Annotated in this window: 14 protein-coding genes and 1 tRNA gene; 10 read left to right on the top strand and 5 right to left on the bottom strand. The window is 64.2% G+C overall.

Going from position 1 to position 18,194, the window contains the following annotated elements:
* The first annotated feature begins 117 nt into the window (after positions 1–117).
* The 6 genes from betI to EJ069_RS15410 all read left to right on the top strand — a co-directional run bounded on the left by betI (position 118) and on the right by EJ069_RS15410 (position 7,173).
* The gene (gene betI / locus EJ069_RS15385; RefSeq protein WP_126062015.1) at positions 118–708 is read left to right on the top strand and encodes a transcriptional regulator BetI; all 591 of its coding nucleotides are present in this window, start codon (positions 118–120) and stop codon (positions 706–708) included.
* On the top strand, positions 705–2,234 hold the full coding sequence (gene betC, locus EJ069_RS15390; RefSeq protein WP_126062016.1) for a choline-sulfatase: 1,530 nt from the start codon (positions 705–707) through the stop codon (positions 2,232–2,234). The genes betI and betC overlap by 4 nt, the downstream gene beginning before the upstream one ends.
* Positions 2,231–3,235: a threonine/serine dehydratase gene (locus EJ069_RS15395; RefSeq protein ID WP_189476387.1), complete on the top strand. Its 1,005-nt coding sequence runs from the start codon at positions 2,231–2,233 to the stop codon at positions 3,233–3,235. The genes betC and EJ069_RS15395 overlap by 4 nt, the downstream gene beginning before the upstream one ends.
* A complete protein-coding gene (gene betA, locus EJ069_RS15400; RefSeq protein WP_126062017.1) occupies positions 3,228–4,880 on the top strand; it encodes a choline dehydrogenase in 1,653 nt (550 codons plus the stop codon). The genes EJ069_RS15395 and betA overlap by 8 nt, the downstream gene beginning before the upstream one ends.
* 49 nt (positions 4,881–4,929) lie before the next feature.
* On the top strand, positions 4,930–6,393 hold the full coding sequence (gene betB, locus EJ069_RS15405) for a betaine-aldehyde dehydrogenase (protein ID WP_126062018.1): 1,464 nt from the start codon (positions 4,930–4,932) through the stop codon (positions 6,391–6,393).
* 84 nt (positions 6,394–6,477) lie between these two features.
* On the top strand, positions 6,478–7,173 hold the full coding sequence (locus tag EJ069_RS15410; RefSeq protein WP_126062019.1) for a YoaK family protein: 696 nt from the start codon (positions 6,478–6,480) through the stop codon (positions 7,171–7,173).
* Positions 7,174–7,208: 35 nt separating this feature from the next.
* On the opposite strand, the gene EJ069_RS15415 is transcribed toward EJ069_RS15410, so the two are convergent.
* On the bottom strand, positions 7,209–9,446 hold the full coding sequence (locus EJ069_RS15415) for an AGE family epimerase/isomerase (protein ID WP_126062020.1): 2,238 nt from the start codon (positions 9,444–9,446) through the stop codon (positions 7,209–7,211).
* A 202-nt stretch (positions 9,447–9,648) separates the two neighbouring features.
* Here EJ069_RS15415 and EJ069_RS15420 point away from each other — a divergent pair.
* Positions 9,649–9,725 (top strand) — tRNA-Pro (locus tag EJ069_RS15420).
* Between the two features lie 175 nt (positions 9,726–9,900).
* Positions 9,901–10,230: a hypothetical protein gene (locus EJ069_RS15425; RefSeq protein WP_126062021.1), complete on the top strand. Its 330-nt coding sequence runs from the start codon at positions 9,901–9,903 to the stop codon at positions 10,228–10,230.
* 28 nt (positions 10,231–10,258) lie between these two features.
* Here the strand turns inward: EJ069_RS15425 and EJ069_RS15430 are convergent, their stop codons facing one another.
* The 4 genes from EJ069_RS15430 to EJ069_RS15445 form a co-directional block, all read right to left on the bottom strand.
* The gene (locus EJ069_RS15430; RefSeq protein ID WP_126062022.1) at positions 10,259–11,875 is read right to left on the bottom strand and encodes an ABC transporter ATP-binding protein; all 1,617 of its coding nucleotides are present in this window, start codon (positions 11,873–11,875) and stop codon (positions 10,259–10,261) included.
* 1 nt (position 11,876) lies between these two features.
* Positions 11,877–13,001, bottom strand: a complete 1,125-nt coding sequence (locus tag EJ069_RS15435) for an ABC transporter permease subunit (RefSeq protein WP_126062023.1) — start codon at positions 12,999–13,001, stop codon at positions 11,877–11,879.
* The gene (locus EJ069_RS15440; RefSeq protein WP_126062024.1) at positions 12,994–13,917 is read right to left on the bottom strand and encodes an ABC transporter permease subunit; all 924 of its coding nucleotides are present in this window, start codon (positions 13,915–13,917) and stop codon (positions 12,994–12,996) included. The genes EJ069_RS15435 and EJ069_RS15440 overlap by 8 nt, the downstream gene beginning before the upstream one ends.
* A 175-nt stretch (positions 13,918–14,092) precedes the next feature.
* Positions 14,093–15,685 carry a peptide ABC transporter substrate-binding protein gene (locus EJ069_RS15445; protein ID WP_126062025.1) on the bottom strand — a complete coding sequence of 531 codons (1,593 nt, stop codon included), beginning with the start codon at positions 15,683–15,685 and terminating at the stop codon, positions 14,093–14,095.
* 374 nt (positions 15,686–16,059) lie between these two features.
* Here EJ069_RS15445 and EJ069_RS15450 point away from each other — a divergent pair, with 374 nt between their 5' ends.
* Both EJ069_RS15450 and EJ069_RS15455 read left to right on the top strand, forming a co-directional pair.
* Positions 16,060–16,425, top strand: coding sequence for a TadE/TadG family type IV pilus assembly protein (locus EJ069_RS15450; protein ID WP_245456575.1), 366 nt, complete (start codon positions 16,060–16,062; stop codon positions 16,423–16,425).
* Complete coding sequence (locus EJ069_RS15455; protein ID WP_245456578.1) at positions 16,425–18,188, top strand: TadG family pilus assembly protein; 1,764 nt, start codon at positions 16,425–16,427, stop codon at positions 18,186–18,188. The genes EJ069_RS15450 and EJ069_RS15455 overlap by 1 nt, the downstream gene beginning before the upstream one ends.
* The last annotated feature ends 6 nt before the right edge of the window (positions 18,189–18,194 follow it).

The raw sequence follows: 18,194 nt of genomic DNA on the forward strand, positions 1-18,194 counted from the left end.
ACCGTTTTCCAGCCCCTGCCATGGGCCAGAACGACACGATCGGTTGATCCCGGCGTCGATTTTTTATTGATTGACGCGTCAATAAAAAATAATCTCGACCCGAACCGGATCTCCAAAATGCCGAAAATCGGAATGGAACCCGTGCGCCGCAAGGCGCTGATCGACGCGACGATCTCAGCGATCGGCGAGCGCGGATCGCTGGACGTGACGATGTCGGAGATCGCCGGACGTGCCGGCGTCTCGTCGGCGCTGGCGCATCACTATTTCGGCGCCAAGGACGAACTGCTGTTCGCGACGATGCGGCACATCCTGACGGAACTCAACATCGACACCAGGCGCGCGCTTCACACCGCCGGCGCAGCGCGTGAGCGCGTCTCTTCCGTGGTCGCTGTCAGCTTCTCCGATGACCAGTTCCAGGCCGAGATCATCGCCGCCTGGCTTGCCTTCTATGTCGAGGCGCAGAAATCGACCGAGCTGCGGCGGCTGCTGCGCATCTATGCGCGGCGGCTGCATTCCAACCTGATGAGCGGGCTGACCGGCCTCCTGCCCCGGGCCGAGGCCGACCGCGTGGCGGAAACGACCGCGGCGCTGATCGACGGGCTCTACATCCGCCGCGCGCTGAAGGACGGCGTGCCGGACGCGCAGACCGCGATCGCGCTTGTGGAAGACTATCTCGAAACCAAGCTCAACGGACGGAGCCTGCCTTGACCACCCGGCGACCCAATTTCCTGATCGTCATGGTCGATCAGCTCAACGGCACGTTCTTCCCGGACGGCCCTGCCGAGTTCCTGCATGCCCCCAATCTGAAGGCGCTGGCCGCGCGCTCGGCGCGCTTCGCCAACAACTATACCGCCTCGCCGCTCTGCGCGCCGGGACGTGCCTCCTTCATGAGCGGGCAACTGCCGTCGCGCACCCAGGTCTATGACAACGCTGCGGAATTCGCCTCCTCGATCCCGACCTACGCGCATCATCTGCGCAGTGCCGGCTATCACACAGTGCTTTCCGGCAAGATGCATTTCGTCGGCCCCGACCAGTTGCACGGTTTCGAGGAGCGGCTGACCACCGACATCTACCCGGCCGATTTCGGCTGGACGCCGGACTACCGCAAGCCCGGCGAGCGCATCGACTGGTGGTACCACAATCTGGGTTCGGTGACCGGCGCCGGCGTCGCCGAGATCACCAACCAGATGGAATATGACGACGAGGTCGCCTTCCACGCGACGCAGAAGCTCTATGAGTTCGCGCGCGTGTCGGACGATCCGGCGAGCCGGCCATGGTGCCTGACCGTCTCCTTCACCCATCCGCACGATCCCTATGTCGCGCGGCGCAAGTACTGGAACCTCTATGAGAACTGCCCGGCGCTGGAGCCGGAAGTCGGCTTCATTCCCTATGACAGCCAGGATCCGCATTCAAAGCGGCTCTACAAGGCAACCGACTACGGCAGTTTCGACATCACGCCGGAACAGATTCGCCGCTCGCGGCGCGGCTATTTCGCCAACATCTCCTATCTCGATGACAAGCTCGGCGACTTGCTGTCGGTGCTGGAACGCACCCGCATGCTGGACAACACGATCGTGCTGTTCTGCTCCGACCATGGCGACATGCTGGGCGAGCGCGGCCTGTGGTTCAAGATGTGCTTCTACGAGGGTGCGGCGCGCGTGCCGTTGATGATGGCCGGCAAGGACATCAAGGCCGGGTTGATCGAGACGCCTGTCTCAAATCTCGACGTGGCGCCGACGCTCTGCGACCTCGCCGGCATCGACATGAGCGGAATCGCGCCATGGACGGACGGCCAGTCGCTGCTGCCGCTTGCCGCCGGCAAAGAGCGCTCGGCGCCGGTGCTGATGGAGTATGCGGCTGAAGGCTCTTACGCGCCGATGGTGGCGATCCGCGAGGGCAAATACAAATTCGTCCATTGCGAGCTCGACCCTCCGCAGCTCTTCGACCTCGACGCCGATCCGCGCGAGCTCGACAATCTCGCCGCCAACCCGGCCTATGCCGATCTGGTCTCGGCCTTCATGGAAAAAGTCCGCGCGCGCTGGAACATGGCGGATTTCGATGCCGCCGTGCGCGAAAGCCAGGCGCGCCGCTGGGTCGTCTACCCGGCGCTGCGCAACGGCGCCTACTACCCGTGGGAGTTCCAGCCGCTGCAGAAGGCATCGGAACGCTATATGCGCAATCACATGAACCTCGACAATCTCGAGGAGAGCAAACGGTATCCGAGAGGCGAATGATGGCAGACATTCTCGTCCCACCGCTTGATCATCTGAGGCAGGCCTATGCCGTCACCTCGACGGCCACGCAGGTGACGCCGCTCCTGGAGTCGGCGGCTTTGGCCAAGGAGACCGGCGCGGCGCGCGTCTTCGTCAAGCCGGAGTCGCTGCAATGGGCCGGCTCCTTCAAGGTGCGCGGCGCCTATTGGCGGCTGAAGCGGCTTTCGCCGGATGAAGCGAAGAAGGGCGTGGTGGCCTACTCCTCCGGCAATTTCGCGCAGGGGCTGGCGGCCGCCGGCCAGGCGCTGGGCATTCCCGTCACCATCGTTATGCCGATCGACGCGCCGGCCGCGAAGCGGGACGCCACCGCCGGCTATGGCGCGCGCGTGGTGCTGACCGATCATGGCGATCGCGCCCGTGAGGAAGTGGCTGCCGCCAAGGCGCGCGAGATCGCCGAGACCGAGCACCTCACCTTGCTGCATCCCTTCGACGATCCGGAAATCGTCGCAGGCCAGGCGGGTGCCGGATTGGAAGCGCTCGACCAGTTGGCGGCGAAGAAGGCGCATGCCGACCTGGTGTTCTGCTCGGTCGGCGGCGGCGGGCTGATCGGCGGCGTTTCGCTTGCCTTCCACTATCTGTCGCCCAGGACCGAGATCATCGCCGTCGAGCCGGAGGGTTTCAACGGCATGGGCTCATCGCTGGCGCATGGCGCGATCGAGACCATGCCGATCGGGCCGAAATCGATCTGCGACGGGCTGATGGCGCGCAAGCCAGGCGACGCGCCTTTCGCGGCCGTCAGCGCCGCCGGCGCGCGCGGCGTCACCGTCGACGACGCCTCGGTGCGGCGGGCGATGAAGATCGCCTTCGAGCGGATGAAGCTGGTGCTGGAGCCTTCGGGCGCGGCGTCGCTGGCCGCCCTTCTCGGCGGCAAGGTGGATGTGGCGGGCAAAACCGTCCTTGTGGTTGCAACCGGCGGCAATGTCTCGCTCGCCGATTTTATGGCGCATATGAACAATGCTTGAAGCGGATTTCGTCATCATCGGCTCCGGCTCCGCCGGCTCGGCCATGGCCTATCGGCTGTCGGAAGACGGCAAGCACTCGGTGATCGTCATCGAGTTTGGCGGCACCGATATGGGACCGCTGATCCAGATGCCGTCGGCGCTGTCGATCCCGCTCAATATGAGCCTTTACGACTGGGGTTTCGCCAGCGAGCCTGAGCCGCATCTCGGTGGCCGAGTGCTTGCCACGCCGCGCGGCAAGGTGATCGGCGGCTCGTCCTCGATCAACGGCATGGTCTATGTGCGCGGCCATGCGCACGACTTCGACCATTGGGCAGAACAGGGCGCGGCCGGCTGGGGCTTCGCCGATGTGCTTCCCTACTTCAAGCGCATGGAGGATTCCGACGGCGGCGAGGATGGCTGGCGGGGCCACGGCGGACCATTGCATGTGCAGCGCGGCACACGCAAGAATCCGCTCTACGGCGCCTTCGTCGAGGCGGGCCGCCAGGCGGGGTTCGAGCTCACCGACGATTATAACGGCTCAAAGCAGGAAGGTTTTGGGCCAATGGAGCAGACCATTCTTGGCGGTCGCCGCTGGTCGGCGGCGAACGCCTATCTGAAGCCGGCTCTCAAACGCAAGAATGTGAGTCTGGTCAAAGGCTTCGCCCGGCGCGTGGTGATCGAGAATCAACGCGCCGTCGGCGTCGAGATCGAAGCTGACAAAAAGATTCAGGTCGTTAAGGCGCGGCGTGAAGTGATCGTCGCGGCGTCGTCGATCAACTCGCCGAAGATCCTGATGTTGTCCGGCATCGGCCCAGGCGCGCACCTCCAGGAAAATGGCGTAAAGGTGATCGCCGACAGGCCGGGTGTCGGCGCCAATCTACAGGACCATCTGGAACTCTATATCCAGCAGGAATCGACCAGGCCGATCACGCTGAACTCGGTGCTCAATCCCTTCTCCAAGGCATTGATCGGCGCGCAGTGGCTGTTCTTCAAGACCGGCCTGGGCGCCACCAACCATTTCGAGGCGGCGGCCTTCGTGCGTTCGCAGGCCGGCGTCGACTACCCCGATATCCAGTATCACTTCATCCCGGCGGCGGTGCGCTATGACGGCAAGTCGGCGGCGAAGTCGCACGGCTTCCAGGCGCATGTCGGGCCGATGCGCTCGAAGTCGCGCGGCTCGGTGACGCTGCGCTCGCCGGATGCGAAGGCGAAGCCGGTGATCCGCTTCAACTACATGTCGCATCCGGACGACTGGAGCGAGTTCCGCCACTGCATTCGGCTGACCCGCGAAATCTTCGGGCAGAAGGCCTTCGACGGCTTCCGCGGCAAGGAGATTTCACCCGGCAGCCATGTGCAAACCGACGACGAGCTCGACGCCTTCATCCGCGACCATGCCGAGAGCGCCTATCATCCCTGCGGCACCTGCCGGATGGGACGCGCCGACGACCTGACCGCCGTCGTCGATCCGGAGTGCCGGGTGATCGGCGTCGAGGGCCTGCGCGTCGCCGATTCCTCGATCTTCCCGCGGGTGACCAATGGCAACCTCAATGCCCCTTCGATCATGACCGGCGAAAAGGCGTCCGACCATATCCTCGGCCGCACGCCGCTGGCGCCATCCAACCAGGAACCCTGGATCAATCCGCGCTGGCAGGTGGCGGACCGATAGGGCATTGTCGGGCTGACCGCCCTCCTGGCGAACAGACTTGGAGAAAGCCATGCGCGCCCAGCCGACCGCATCGCACTATGTCAACGGCCGCTATATCGAGGATGAGGGCGGCACGCCGCTGCCGGTGATCTATCCGGCAACCGGCGAGACCATCGCCACCCTGCATTCGGCGACGCCGAACGTGCTGGAGCTGGCGATCGAGGCGGCCCGCTCCGCGCAGCCGGCCTGGGCGCGGCTGAAGCCCGTCGAGCGCGGCCGCATCCTGCGCCGCGCCGCCGACATTTTGCGCGCACGCAACGCCGATCTGGCGCGCATCGAGACGCTCGACACCGGCAAGGCGATCCAGGAGACACTGGTGGCGGACGCCCCTTCCGCCGCCGACTGCCTGGAATATTTCGCCGGAGCGGTCGCCGCCTTCAACGGCGAGATGATCGATCTCGGCGGACCATTCGCCTACACGCGCCGCGAGCCGCTCGGCGTCTGCGTCGGCATCGGCGCCTGGAACTATCCGATCCAGATCGCCGGCTGGAAGTCGGCGCCGGCTTTGGCCATGGGCAATGCCATGGTGTTCAAGCCTTCGGAGAACACGCCGCTTTCGGCCCTGGCGCTGGCCGAGATCTACTCGGAGGCCGGCCTGCCCGACGGGTTGTTCAATGTCGTGCAGGGTTATGGCGATGTCGGCGCCGGCCTCGTCGGCCATGATGTGGTGGCAAAAGTTTCGGTGACCGGCTCGGTGCCGACCGGCCGCAAGGTGCTGTCGCTCGCCGGCTCCAAGATGAAGCACGCGACGATGGAGCTCGGCGGCAAGTCGCCGCTGATCGTCTTCGATGACGCCGATCTCGAGAACGCCATCGGCGGCGCCATGCTCGGCAATTTCTATTCGACCGGGCAAATCTGCTCCAACGGCACGCGCGTCTTCGTGCAGAAAGGCCTGCATGATCGCTTCGTCGAGCGGCTGGTCGAGCGCACCAAGAAGATCCGCATCGGCGACCCGCTCGACCCTGAAACGCAGATGGGGCCGCTGGTCAACAAGGCGCAGCAGGAGAAGGTCGTCTCGTACATCGAAGCCGGCAAGCAGGATGGCGCTCAGCTGGCCTGCGGCGGGAACGTGCCGTCGCTGCAAGGTTTCGAGAGCGGTTTCTTCATCGAGCCGACCGTGTTCACCAATGTCACCGACACGATGCGCATCACGCGCGAGGAGATTTTCGGACCGGTGATGAGCGTCTTGAAGTTCGACAGCGAGGACGAGGTGATCGAGCGCGCCAACGACACCGAGTTTGGGCTGGCGGCCGGCGTGTTCACGCGAGACCTGCCGCGTGCGCATCGGGTGATCGCCGAGCTGCAGGCCGGCACCTGCTGGATCAACGCCTACAATCTGACCCCGGTCGAAATGCCCTTCGGCGGCGTCAAGCAGTCCGGCATCGGCCGCGAGAACTCGCTTGCCGCGCTGGCGCATTATTCGCAGCTCAAGGCGGTTTATGTCGAGACGGGTGACGTAGCGGCGCCTTATTGATATCGCGATCCGTTTCGGCAGATCATCGCGCTGTTCTCCTTGCCGCGGTTTGCCACAACCTTGCCGGAGGCAAAGGAGGCCAAGATGGCGGGTGAAGCCAAGGACAAGCGAGCCGTCGTGTTGCCGCTGCTGCTCGGCTTCAACGGCGGCTATGTCGACACGATGGGTTTCCTGGCGCTCCAGGGGCTGTTTACCGCGCATGTCACCGGCAACTTTGTGACGCTCGGCGCCTCCCTGGCGCTCGGCACGTCGGGCGCCCTGTCGAAGCTGCTTGCGCTGCCGGTCTTTTGCGCTGTTGTCATCCTCAGCCGGCTGTTGTCGAACACGCTGAGACACCGCGAAGCGCCGGTCTTTCGTTACCTGCTGACGATCAAGCTCGTATTGCTGATCGCAGCCGCCGTTCTGGCGGTCCGGCTCGGGCCTTTCCCGGATGGCGACCATTGGGCCGCCATCGTAACGGGAATGATATTGGTTTCGGCCATGGCGGTGCAGAACGCCGCGCATCGCGTCCATCTCGCCAGCCTGCCGCCTTCGACGCTGATGACGGGCACCACGACCCAAATCATGCTTGATCTGGCCGACCTGATCTACGGCTCGTCCGCCGAGGATACTGCCGCGTCACGGTCGCGCCTCGCGCGGATGTCGGGCATGGTGGCCGTCTTCGCTCTCGGATGCGGAACGGCCGCGCTGCTCCATGTGCAGATCGGTGTCTGGTCATTCGCGGCGCCGCCGGTCGTCGCGCTGCTGGCGCTGATCGTCCGCGGGAGTGCGACGCCATGACGACGATGTTTGCTCGGGCCGTGCCGAAAACCGGCTCACCCCTTCTGCGCCGTCCCGTCCAGATACTGCGTTAGCGCATAGACCAGATGGTAGAAGATGCTGGCCGGCACCTCGGTCGCCAGTGAGCGGCCGCGCTCGTCGATGCGATCGATCCAGAGACCGAGCGGCGCCGGATCGATGTGCCAGCGGAACAGGCGGCCGACGCGCGCCTCGATCTCGGGCTTGAGGTCCGGCCCCCCCGAGCCGTCCAGCGCGATCGCCGCCTTGATCGCCTCGGCCTGCGGCCAGCTTCGCGAGACCGTGTCGAGCGGCAGACCCTGGCGGGAGACCGCGCCATAGGCGAGGCCGGTTGCGCGGTTGAGCCCGTTGGCAATGGCCGAGGCATAAAGCTTGCGGGCGAAGGCGGTGAGCTCGCTCTGGCCGCTGCGGGCGGCGAAATCGACCAGCAGCGAGGCCCATTCGAAATGATGGCCAGGCTCGGTCCAACTCCCCTTCTCGCCCGCGGCCGGCTTCCAGCCCTTGTCGAAATACTCGCCAATCGTCCAGCTTTCGGCATCGAAGAAATGACTGCGGAAGAGATCGATGATGCGCGCGGCGCGGCGCAGATAGGCGCGCTCGCCCGTCGCCTTGTGCCAGGCGAGGAAGGCCTCTAGCAGATGCATATGCGGGTTGGAGCGCCGCTCCTCCGCCCCATCGGAGGTTTCCAGAAAACCGGTCATGCGGCTGTCTTCCAGATGCGCGTCGAGGAAGGCAAACGTCTCCTCGCCGAGCCGCAGCGCATCGGGATGGCCCGACATGTGGGCGTGCGCCAGCGCCAGGAGCACGCAGGAATGATCGTAGGCATCCTCGACAGGATCGGCGACCGAGCCATCGATGTTGAGCGTGCGCACCCAGCCGCCGCGCTTCGTTCGGCCCTGACCAGCCATGAAGTCGATACCGTGGGCGATCAGCCTGTCCGCCGGACCGTCCCAGCCACGCTCCTTGGCCACCGCGAAGGCGTAGACTTGGCGCGCCTGCGTGCGCATTCGCTTGGGTTTCATCAACGGCGCGGCGTCGAAGCCGAGCGCTTCGTGGAAGCCGCCATGGCGCTCATCGACGCCGACCGTCGACCACAGCGGCAGCGTCTCCTCGAACAGCCAGTGGCGCACGCGACGCCGCCAGGCGCCGCTCTCGATGACGCGGTCATGCGCCGGCGTGAATCTCGTCTCCAGCCGGCCGGATTTCTCCAGCTGCTCGACGATCTTCTTGACGTGCTGGCTGTGGCTGACCGGCGCGACGAAGGTCGCGTCGGCTGTCGAAACGATAGCGACATCCTTCATGCCGATCGCCGAAAGCAGGCGGCCATCGCCGCGGATATAGGAGTTTTCGCAATCGATGGCGACGACATCGCCGAGGATGACGTTGCCGTCCTTGTCGGACGGGCCGACATCGAGCAGCGACTGCCAAGAGCCGAGATCGTTCCAGCGGAAGCCGGCCGGCACCATGGCGATGTCCTTGGCCCGCTCCATGATGGCGTAGTCGATCGAGGTCGACGGGATGGCCGAGTAGAGTTCCAGCGGCATGTAAAGGCCCGAGAGATCGCTGGTTGCCGCCTTGTAGGCAGCTTCGGTCGCCTGCCAGATTTTCGGCTCATAGGCCGCGAAGGCGTCGCGCATGGCGCCGGCGCGGAACAGGAAGATGCCGGTGTTCCAGTAGAAATTGCCGGCGTCGAGATAGGCCTGCGCGGTGGCGAGATCCGGCTTCTCGACAAAGCGCGAGACGTCGAACACGCCGCCCCTGTCCGCCCCGACCTCGATATAGCCATATCCGGTCTCGGGCTGGGTCGGCTTCAGGCCGAACACCACGAGCCGCCCGGCATTTGCCGCGGCCGCGCCCGCCTCGATGCTTTGCCAGAACTGAGCGGTCGTCGAGATCTCATGGTCGGACGGCACCACCAGCACCAGCTCGTCGCCATATTCGGAGAGCGTGCGCAGGCTGGCCAGCGCGACGGCGGCGGCCGTGTTGCGGCCCGTCGGCTCGAACAACGGTCCGCCGCCCTTGAGATCAACGCCGGCAAGGTCGGCATGGACGCGCTCTGCGTGACGTTCCGCGGCGATCAGGAAGATCGGCGTCTCGCCGTCCGGCCGCGCCGCCAGCCGGCGCAAGGTCCTGGCCAGCATCGAGCCATCGCCGGAAAAATCATGGAACTGCTTGGGGTTGTCCTCGCGCGACAGCGGCCACAGCCGCGACCCGACGCCGCCACTCATGACGAAACTGACGATGCGCTGAGGCAAGATTCGGGACTCCAGGCGGCCGGAGAACTCGTTTTAGCGGGGTCATGGTTGGTCACACAAGGCTGGAGCTCGCCTTTCGCGAACTGCCTCAACCCGCTGCCGTCCCGACCGGCGCGACGAAAGCCGACGAAATGCGACAGAAGTGCTGCCATTGCCGCTTGCAGTATCGAAAAGCGGCGGCTATAAGCCCGCCGTCTGGTCACGGAGTGTAGCGCAGTCTGGTAGCGCACCTCGTTCGGGACGAGGGGGTCGCAGGTTCAAATCCTGCCACTCCGACCAGAAGAAACAAGCACTTGGATGCTTGCAATCCCGCGCGCCTCGTTGACTTTTTTCGTGGAACAGTGAGCCGATTGGCTTGTGCCGCCTATTGTGCTCGACAGCCGGCCGTTCCTTTGACCTAATGGCGTACTGTCCTGGGTTCGTGGAGCGCGGAACCCGCAGAGCGGCTGAGAGAATGACATTCAAGCCTACAGCCATTTCGATCGCGACGCTGCTTCTGGCAGCAGGCTGCTCGTCGACCACCGCGTCGATCAGTCCGGCGAAATACGACAAGATGAACTGCGCCGAGCTCAACAATGCGGTGGGCGACACCGCCACGGATATTTCGCGCACCGCAATCGCCCGCGGCAAGGTCGCCAATACCAGCGTGCCGAACTGGCTGCTCGGCGGCGAACGTGTGAAGACGGCGGTCGCCGATCGCGAAAGCGCCCGGATCGAACGGCTGCAGCAACAGCAGCAGGCGATCGTCACGGCCAGAAAGCAACGGTGCCCCTCCGCGCAGTGAGCCGGCGCCCGGTCGGACTCGCCCGGCCTCAGGCGCTGATGCGGAATCGTGTCGAATCGATCGCCGCGTTCATCAGCGTCTGGGTGTAGGCCTCGCGCGGATTGTCGAAGATTTCCTGCGTCGGTCCTTCCTCGACGATCTTTCCCTGCTTCATCACGATGATGTAGTCGGCCATTGCGCGCACCACAGCGAGGTCGTGACTGATGAACAGGTAGGACAGCTCGTGGTCGGCCTGCAGCTTGCGCAGCAATTCCACGATCTGCTTCTGCACCGAACGGTCGAGCGCCGAGGTCGGCTCGTCCAGCACCACCACTTTCGGCTTCAGGATCATGGCGCGGGCAATAGCGATGCGCTGGCGCTGGCCGCCGGAGAATTCGTGCGGGTAGCGATTGCGAGCGTTGGGATCGAGGCCGACCTCGCGCAGCGCCTCGACGGCGCGCTGGTCGCGCTGCTTGCCGGTCAGCGAAGGCTCATGCACCAGAAGCCCTTCGGTGATCACCTGGCCGACGGTCATGCGCGGCGACAGCGAACCGAACGGATCCTGGAAGACGAGCTGCAATTCGCGCCTGAGCGGCCGCATCGCCTGGCGATCGGCTTCTGAGATGTCGCGGTCGCCGAAGCGGATGACGCCGTCGCTAGGCAGGAGCCTCAGCAGCGCGCGGCCAAGCGTCGACTTGCCGGAACCCGACTCGCCGACGATGCCGATCGTCTGGTTGCGCTTCAGCCGGACCGAGATCTTGTCCACGGCGCGCAGCATCAGTGGCTCGCCACCGAGGAAGCCGCCGCCGATCTTGAAGACGACCTCGACATTGCGGCCTTCGAGCAGCACCGGCGCGTTGGCCGGCGGTGCTGCCTTGCTGCCGGTCGGCTCGGCCGCGAGCAGCATTTTGGTGTAGGCGTGCTGCGGATTTGCGAAGAGCGCTTCCGCCGCGCCCTCCTCCACCACCTCGCCCTGGCGCATGACATAGACGCGGTCGGCGAAACGGCGCACGATGCCGAGGTCGTGGGTGATGAAGACGATCGCCATGCCGAGCTTGCGCTGCAACTCGGCGAGCAGCACCAGGATCTGCGCCTGGATGGTGACGTCGAGCGCTGTCGTCGGCTCGTCGGCGATCAGGATGTCGGGATCGTTGGCCAAGGCCATGGCGATCATGACGCGCTGACGCTGGCCGCCCGACATTTCGTGCGGATAGGATTTCATCCGCCGCTCGGGATCGGGGATGTGCACCAGCCGCAACAGCTTCAGCGCTTCCTCGCGCGCCGCCGGTCCGGAGAGCCCGCGGTGGCGGCGGATCGGCTCGATCAGCTGGTTGCCGATGGTGTAGAGCGGATCGAGCGAGGTCATCGGCTCCTGGAAGATCATGCTGATCTTGCGGCCGCGCACCTTGTTGAGCTCGCTCTTCGACAGGGTCAGAAGGTTCTGGCCGCGGTAGTCGACATGGCCGGTCGCCTCGCCATTGGAGGACAAGAGGTTCATCGCCGCCATCATCGTCTGGCTCTTGCCGGAGCCGGATTCGCCGACGACGGCGACGGTCTCGCCCGCCTTCACGTTGATACTAATGCCTTTGACCGCCTCAACCGTGCCGTCGAGGGTCTGGAAGCGGACGCGCAGGTCCTTGACGCTGAGGATCGTTTCGGTGGCCATGTCAGCGATCCTTCGGATCAAGCGCGTCGCGCAGGCCGTCGCCGACGAAGTTCAGGGCAAACAGCGTCGAGACGAGGAAGAAAGCCGGGAACAGCAGCAGCCAGTTGGCGTAACCGATGTTCTTTGCGCCGACCGAGATCAGCACGCCCCAGCTGGTCATCGGCTCCTGCACGCCGAGGCCCAGGAAGGAAAGAAAACTTTCCAGGATGATGACCTGCGGCACAAGCAGCGTCATGTAGATGACGACCGGGCCAAGCAGGTTGGGGATGACATGACGCAGCAGGATGCCGCGCTGGCCAACGCCCATGGCTTCCGCCGCCTGGACATATTCCTGCCTGCGGATCGACAGCGCCTGGCCGCGCACGATGCGCGCCATGTCGAGCCACAGCACGGCGCCGACCGCCAGGAACATCAGCACGAAGTTGCGGCCGAAGAACACCACCAGCATGATGACGAAGAAGATGAAAGGCAGCGAATAGAGCACGTCGACGATGCGCATCATCACCTCGTCGACCCTGCCACCGGCGAAGCCGGCCGTCGCGCCGTAAATGACGCCGATGACGCCGGCGACGACGCCGGCAAGCAGGCCGATGGCGAGCGAAATGCGCCCGGCCATCAGCGTTCGCGAAAGCAGGTCGCGTCCGGTGTTGTCGGTGCCGAAGTAGAAATATTGCTGCTTGACGGCCGAGCTCATCGTCACTTCGCGGCCGTCGGGCGACTTGTTCTCGATCCTGGTGTCGTCAAAAGCGTCGGAACGGTCGAGATAGCGGATGTTGCGGTCGTCGATCGGCTTGGTCGAGGTGACCGTGACGGTGACGCGATTGCCGTCCTGGTGCCATTCCTTGATGTCGGCGCGCATGCGCTTGATGGCGTCGGTGAGCGCACCCTGTATCATGTCGGGCTTCGGATAGGCCGAGAGGCTCGGCGGCATGCGCACATAGTCGCCGTAGATGGTGGTGTATTCGTGCGGCACGACCATTGGGCCGAACACGCTGATGACGGCGATGAAGGCCAGGTAGTAGAGGCTGAACATGGCGGCGCGGTTGCGCTTCAGCCGCGCCCAGGCATTGCCCCAAAGCGAGCGGCCGACGATCGGCTCGGGTACGGCGACGGCAAGGTCAGTCATAGCGTACCCTCGGATCAACGACCGCGTAGAGAAGATCGACGATCAGGTTGAAGACGATGGTGAAGAGCGCGATCACCACCACGGTTCCCATGACCAGCGTGTAGTCGCGGTTGAGCGCGGCATCGACGAAATAGCGGCCGACGCCGGGAATGGAGAAGATGGTCTCGACGATGATCGAGCCGGTGAGCAGCGCCGCCGCTGCCGGGCCGGTGAAGGAGACGATCGGCAGCACGGCGCCGCGCAGCGCGTGCTTGACCACCACCGACCAGTCGGAGAGGCCGAGCGCGCGGGCGGTGCGGATGTGGTGGGAGCGCAGGCTCTCGATCATCGAGCCGCGCATCAGGCGGGCCACGATGGCGATCTGCGGCAAGGCCAGCGTCAGCACCGGGCCGACCTTGTTGATCAAAGCGCCGTCGCCCCAGCCGCCGATCGGCAACAGCTTCCAGGACAGCCCGAAGACAAGCTGGATCACCGGCGCGATGACGAAGGTCGGGATGGTGCTGCCTGCGGTGGCCAAGGCGATCACCGAATAGTCGGCGATTTTGTTCTGGTTGAGCGCCGCGATCGTGCCGAGGACGGAGCCCAACAGCAGCGCCAGAACCAGCGCCGACGTGCCAAGCTGAACGGAGATCGGCAGGCCCTTGGCGAAGAGTTCGGTGACGGTGAAATCCGGCAGATTGTAGCTTGGGCCGAAACTGCCGCGCAGAAGATTGCCGAGATAGTGAAGATATTGCAGCCAGAGCGGATCGTTGAGGCCGAACTGGGCTTCGAGATTGGCCCTGATCTCGGGGCTCAGGCCCCTCTCCTGGTTGAACGGGCCGCCAGGGGCAACGCGGATCAGGAAGAACGCCACCGTCACGATGACGAACAGCGTCGGGATGGCGGTCAACAGCCGCCGGAAGACATAACGCAACATCGGCGCCCCGCTTCAGCCAGGGCGACAACTCTCCAGACGGGATCGTGGCGCGCTGGCATCTCTGATCTTCGCACCGGGATGCTCGAAAATCCAATCCGACTTTCGGCCCGACACGACGACAGACCGTGACCGCCGCTCACCAAACGGGGAGCGGCGGCACGGCCAAGGTTGATTGTCAGTCCTTGGAGATGAAGCGGGACGGATGAATGTCCATCACATTGTCGTCGAAGCCATGCACCTTCGAGGACACGATGTCGTGGTAGCTGTAGTAGAGCAGCGGGATCGCGCCGACGTCGTCGACGAGGATGCGCTCGGCCTCGGCGAGGTCTTTCATGCGCTCTTCCGGCTTGCCGCCAGCGGCCGCGGCCTTGTCCATGGCAGCCTCGTAGGCCGGGCTGTTGTAGTTCGAGTAGTTGTTGCCGCTCGCCTTGCGCGAGATGCCGAGGAAGGTCTCCGGATCCTTGTAGTCGGCGATCCAGGCGGCGCGAGCCACGTCGTAATTGCCCTTCTGCTCGAGGAAGGCATAGTGGGTCTTGGTGTCGGTGTTGAGCAGCGTCACCTCGACGCCGAGCGGCTTCAGCTGTTCCTGGATGGCGACCGCCGTGTTTTTATGGTTCTCCGAGGTGTTGTAGCGGATTTCCATCTTCAGCGGATGCTCAGGCGTATAGCCGAGCTTCTCCAGGATCTTCTTAGCCTCGTCCTCGCGGTCGATCTGCGGCGTGTCGGCGTATTTGGCCAATGCCGGCGTGTAGCCTTCGATGCCCGGAGGCACCATCGAATAACCGGGCAGCATGGAATTCTGCCAGACCTTCTCAGCGAGGAAGTCGCGATCGATCGCCATCGAGATGGCGTTGCGCAGCTCGACATTGTCCCAAGGCGCCTTGTCAGTCTTGATCGCAAAATAATAGGTGCCGAGATATGGCCCGACACGGACCTGATCACCGAATTTGGTCTTGAGATCGGCGAGCTGTTCGGTCGGCAGGTCACCATAGCTGTCGAGCTCGCCGGCCTCGAATCGCTTCATCGCCGAAGAGCGATCCTCGGTCGGGATGTAGTTGACCACGTCGAGCTTGACGCTCGCAGCGTCCCAGAACTTCGGGTTCTTGACCAATTTCATATGGTCGTTAGGGACCCATTCGGCCAGAGTGTAGGCGCCGTTCGAAACCAGCTTGCCCGGCTTGATCCAGTCGGCGCCGAGCTTGTCCATGGAAGCCTTGTTGACCGGATAGGTCGCCTGGTGGGTCAGCATCTCCAGGAAATAGGGCGTCGGAGCCTTCAGCGTGACTTCAAGCGTGTTGGCGTCGATCGCCTTCACGCCCATATCCTCGGCCTTGCCTTTCTTGGTGTTGAAGTCCTCGGCGCCCTTCACCGGATAGAGCATCGAGGCGTATTCCGCAGCGGTGGCCGGATCTTCGAGCCGATGGAACGAATAGACGAAGTCGTCCGCCGTCACCGGGGTGCCGTCCGACCAGAGGCCGTCCTTGCGCAGCTTGAAGGTGTAGACGGTGCCGTCGTCGGACACCGTCCAGCTTTCGGCGGCGCCCGGAATGAGGTTCGTCTTCTGGTCATGCATGACGAGGCCCTGGAACAGGTCGCGTATGATATCGGCCTCGTAGGTCGTCGACGTCTTGTGCGGATCGACCGTCTCCGCCTCCGCGGCGGCGCCGCGGTTGTAGACGGTTTCGGCGAAAGCATGGGTGTAGAAGGAGCCCGTGGCCAGAGCCAAGGTGGTGGCGAACGCCGTCGCCTTCAGCATGTTTTTCAGCATGAAGTTCTCCCTGTCGGCGCAGCCCCTCAGCCACGCCTTTCTTAAGTGTTGACGCCCCGGAACCGTTGAAACGGCCCCTTTCAGGCGTGCCGCCGGTCCCTTCCGGCTGCTGGTGGCTGGAGACTAGACAGAGCGGAATCTTATTTCAACCATTGCCTGCTTGACGCAAAGTGAGCGTCATCACGCTAAAACAGCGAAAACTAACGTTATAAACCGAACTTCAACTTGGCACACCCGCCGGTTGTTCGACGCGTTTTCTGTTTTTGCAGGCGGGGTTTGGCATTCTCCGCAACATGCTGAAAAACCGAAAATTCCTTGCTTCGTGCTGTCGTTTCCGGACGGATGCCACGGGCACATCGGCAGTCGAATTCGCCATGCTTGCGCCGGTTTTCATCCTGCTTTTGCTCGGCATGGTTGCATACGGAATCTATTTCGGCGCCAGCCATTCTGTGCAGCAGATCGCCGCCGATGCGGCGCGAACGGCGATCGCCGGCCTCAACCAGACCGAACGGCAGGCACTGGTCACCGATTTCATCGCGCATGACGTCTCCGGCTACCCGTTCGTCGATCCCAACAAGCTGACCGTCAACGCACAGGACAGTGTCGCCGATGGCAGCCAGTTCGTCGTCTCCGTCACCTATGATGCGCGCAACCTGCCGATCTGGAACCTGTTCAGGACGCTGCCGCTGCCGGGCACGACGATACAGCGCCAGTCGACGATTCGTGTCGGAGGCATATGATGTCCATCAAGGGGGGATTGATGGCGGCGACGAGGAGGCTCGTCGCCGACCGTAGCGCGAATTTCGCCGTCATGACGGCGCTGTGCACGCCAGTGGCGCTGGCGCTGACCGCCTTCGCGATCGACGAAGGTTCCCTTTACAACGAGCGCCGTGCCGCGCAGTCGATCGTCGACCTCGCCGCCATCACCGCGGCCTCGAACATCACCAATGCCCAGCAGGCGGTGCTGACGACGCTCGCCGACAACGGCATCACATCGGTCGCGGTGCAGCAACAAGGCACCAACGTGGCGCCAACCGCCTCCAAGGCGGTCGTCCAGGTCGTGCCGGGGCGCTACACGGGCGTCAGCACCATTGCCGCCGGCAGCCGGTTCGAGGCGGGCAAGCTGCCCTACAATGCCGTGCAGGTGTCGCTGAAGAAGCAAGGCACGCTCTATTTCGCCGGCTCGATCATGGCGCCGCCCACACTCGGCACGACGGCCATCGCCAGCGCGCAGCCGCAGGCAGCTTTCTCGGTCGGCTCGCGACTCGCCAGTCTCAATGGCGGCATTCTCAACGCGCTTATCGGCAGCCTTCTCGGCGGCAACATCTCGCTCAGCGTGATGGATTACAATTCGCTGATCTCGGCCGATGTCGACGTGCTCTCCTTCGTCGACCAACTTGCCGTGCAGCTCAGGCTGACCGGCGTTTCCTATTCGGACGTGCTCGCCTCGAAGGCGACGGTCGGCCAGATCGCCACCGCCATGGCCAACGTGCCGGGGCTGGACCGTACGGCCAAGATCGCATTGCAGACCATGGCTTCCAGCGCCACCAATACCGTCAAGATTCCGCTCAGCACTCTCGTCGACCTTGGCTCGGTGGGCAGCCTGGGCCTTGGACAGAAACCCGCCGGGCTGTCGGTCGACGCCAGCGCACTCAGCATGTTGACGGCGGCGGCGGCTTTGGCCAACGGCACGAACCAGGTCGCGGTCAATCTCGGCACTACCATACCGGGACTGATATCGACGACGCTTGCCATCGCCATCGGCGAGCCCATGCAGAACTCGCCCTGGCTCGCGGTGGGGGAAGCAGGCACCGTGGTGCGCACGGCGCAGACGCGCATCAAGCTAAACGCCAGCGTCACCGTCGGCAATTCCAATCTCGGCGGCGGCATCAATCTGCTTGCCGTCAACCTGCCGCTCAATATCGAGGTCGCCTATGCCGAGGCCAAGCTGACCGATATCACCTGTCCGACCGGCCCCTCCAGCATCAAGGTCTCGATCGCCGCGCAACCAGGGGTGGTCGAGGCGCATCTGGCCGACAGCAACACCAGCGGCTTCCCGGACTTCACCAAGCCGCAATCCTTCTCCGACGCCGAGATCGCGGATGTCAGCCTCAAGCTGTTGCTGATCAACCTCAACCTGCTGCAGATCAAAGGATCGTCGGCCTTTTCAATCACCAACATGGCGCCGACCACGCTGACCTATACTGCCACCGACATCGGCAACAAGGCGATCAAGACGGTTTCGACGAAGAACCTGACGCAGTCGCTGACGACATCGCTGGTCAACAACCTGTCGTTGTCGGTCAACGCGCTGGGGCTCGGCCTCGACGTGACCGCCCTGCTCGGCGCAGTCAAGCCGGCGGTGACGACGCTGCTCAACGGCGTGACCGCGCCGGTCGATAGCCTGGTCTACAACGTGCTTGGGGCGCTTGGCGTGCATGTCGGCGAGGCCGATGTGCGCGTGACCGGCGCGACATGCGGCCGCTCGGTGCTCGTCCAGTAGGCCGCT

The sequence above is a fragment of the Mesorhizobium sp. M2A.F.Ca.ET.043.05.1.1 genome, assembly GCF_003952445.1.
GTDB lineage: Bacteria > Pseudomonadota > Alphaproteobacteria > Rhizobiales > Rhizobiaceae > Mesorhizobium.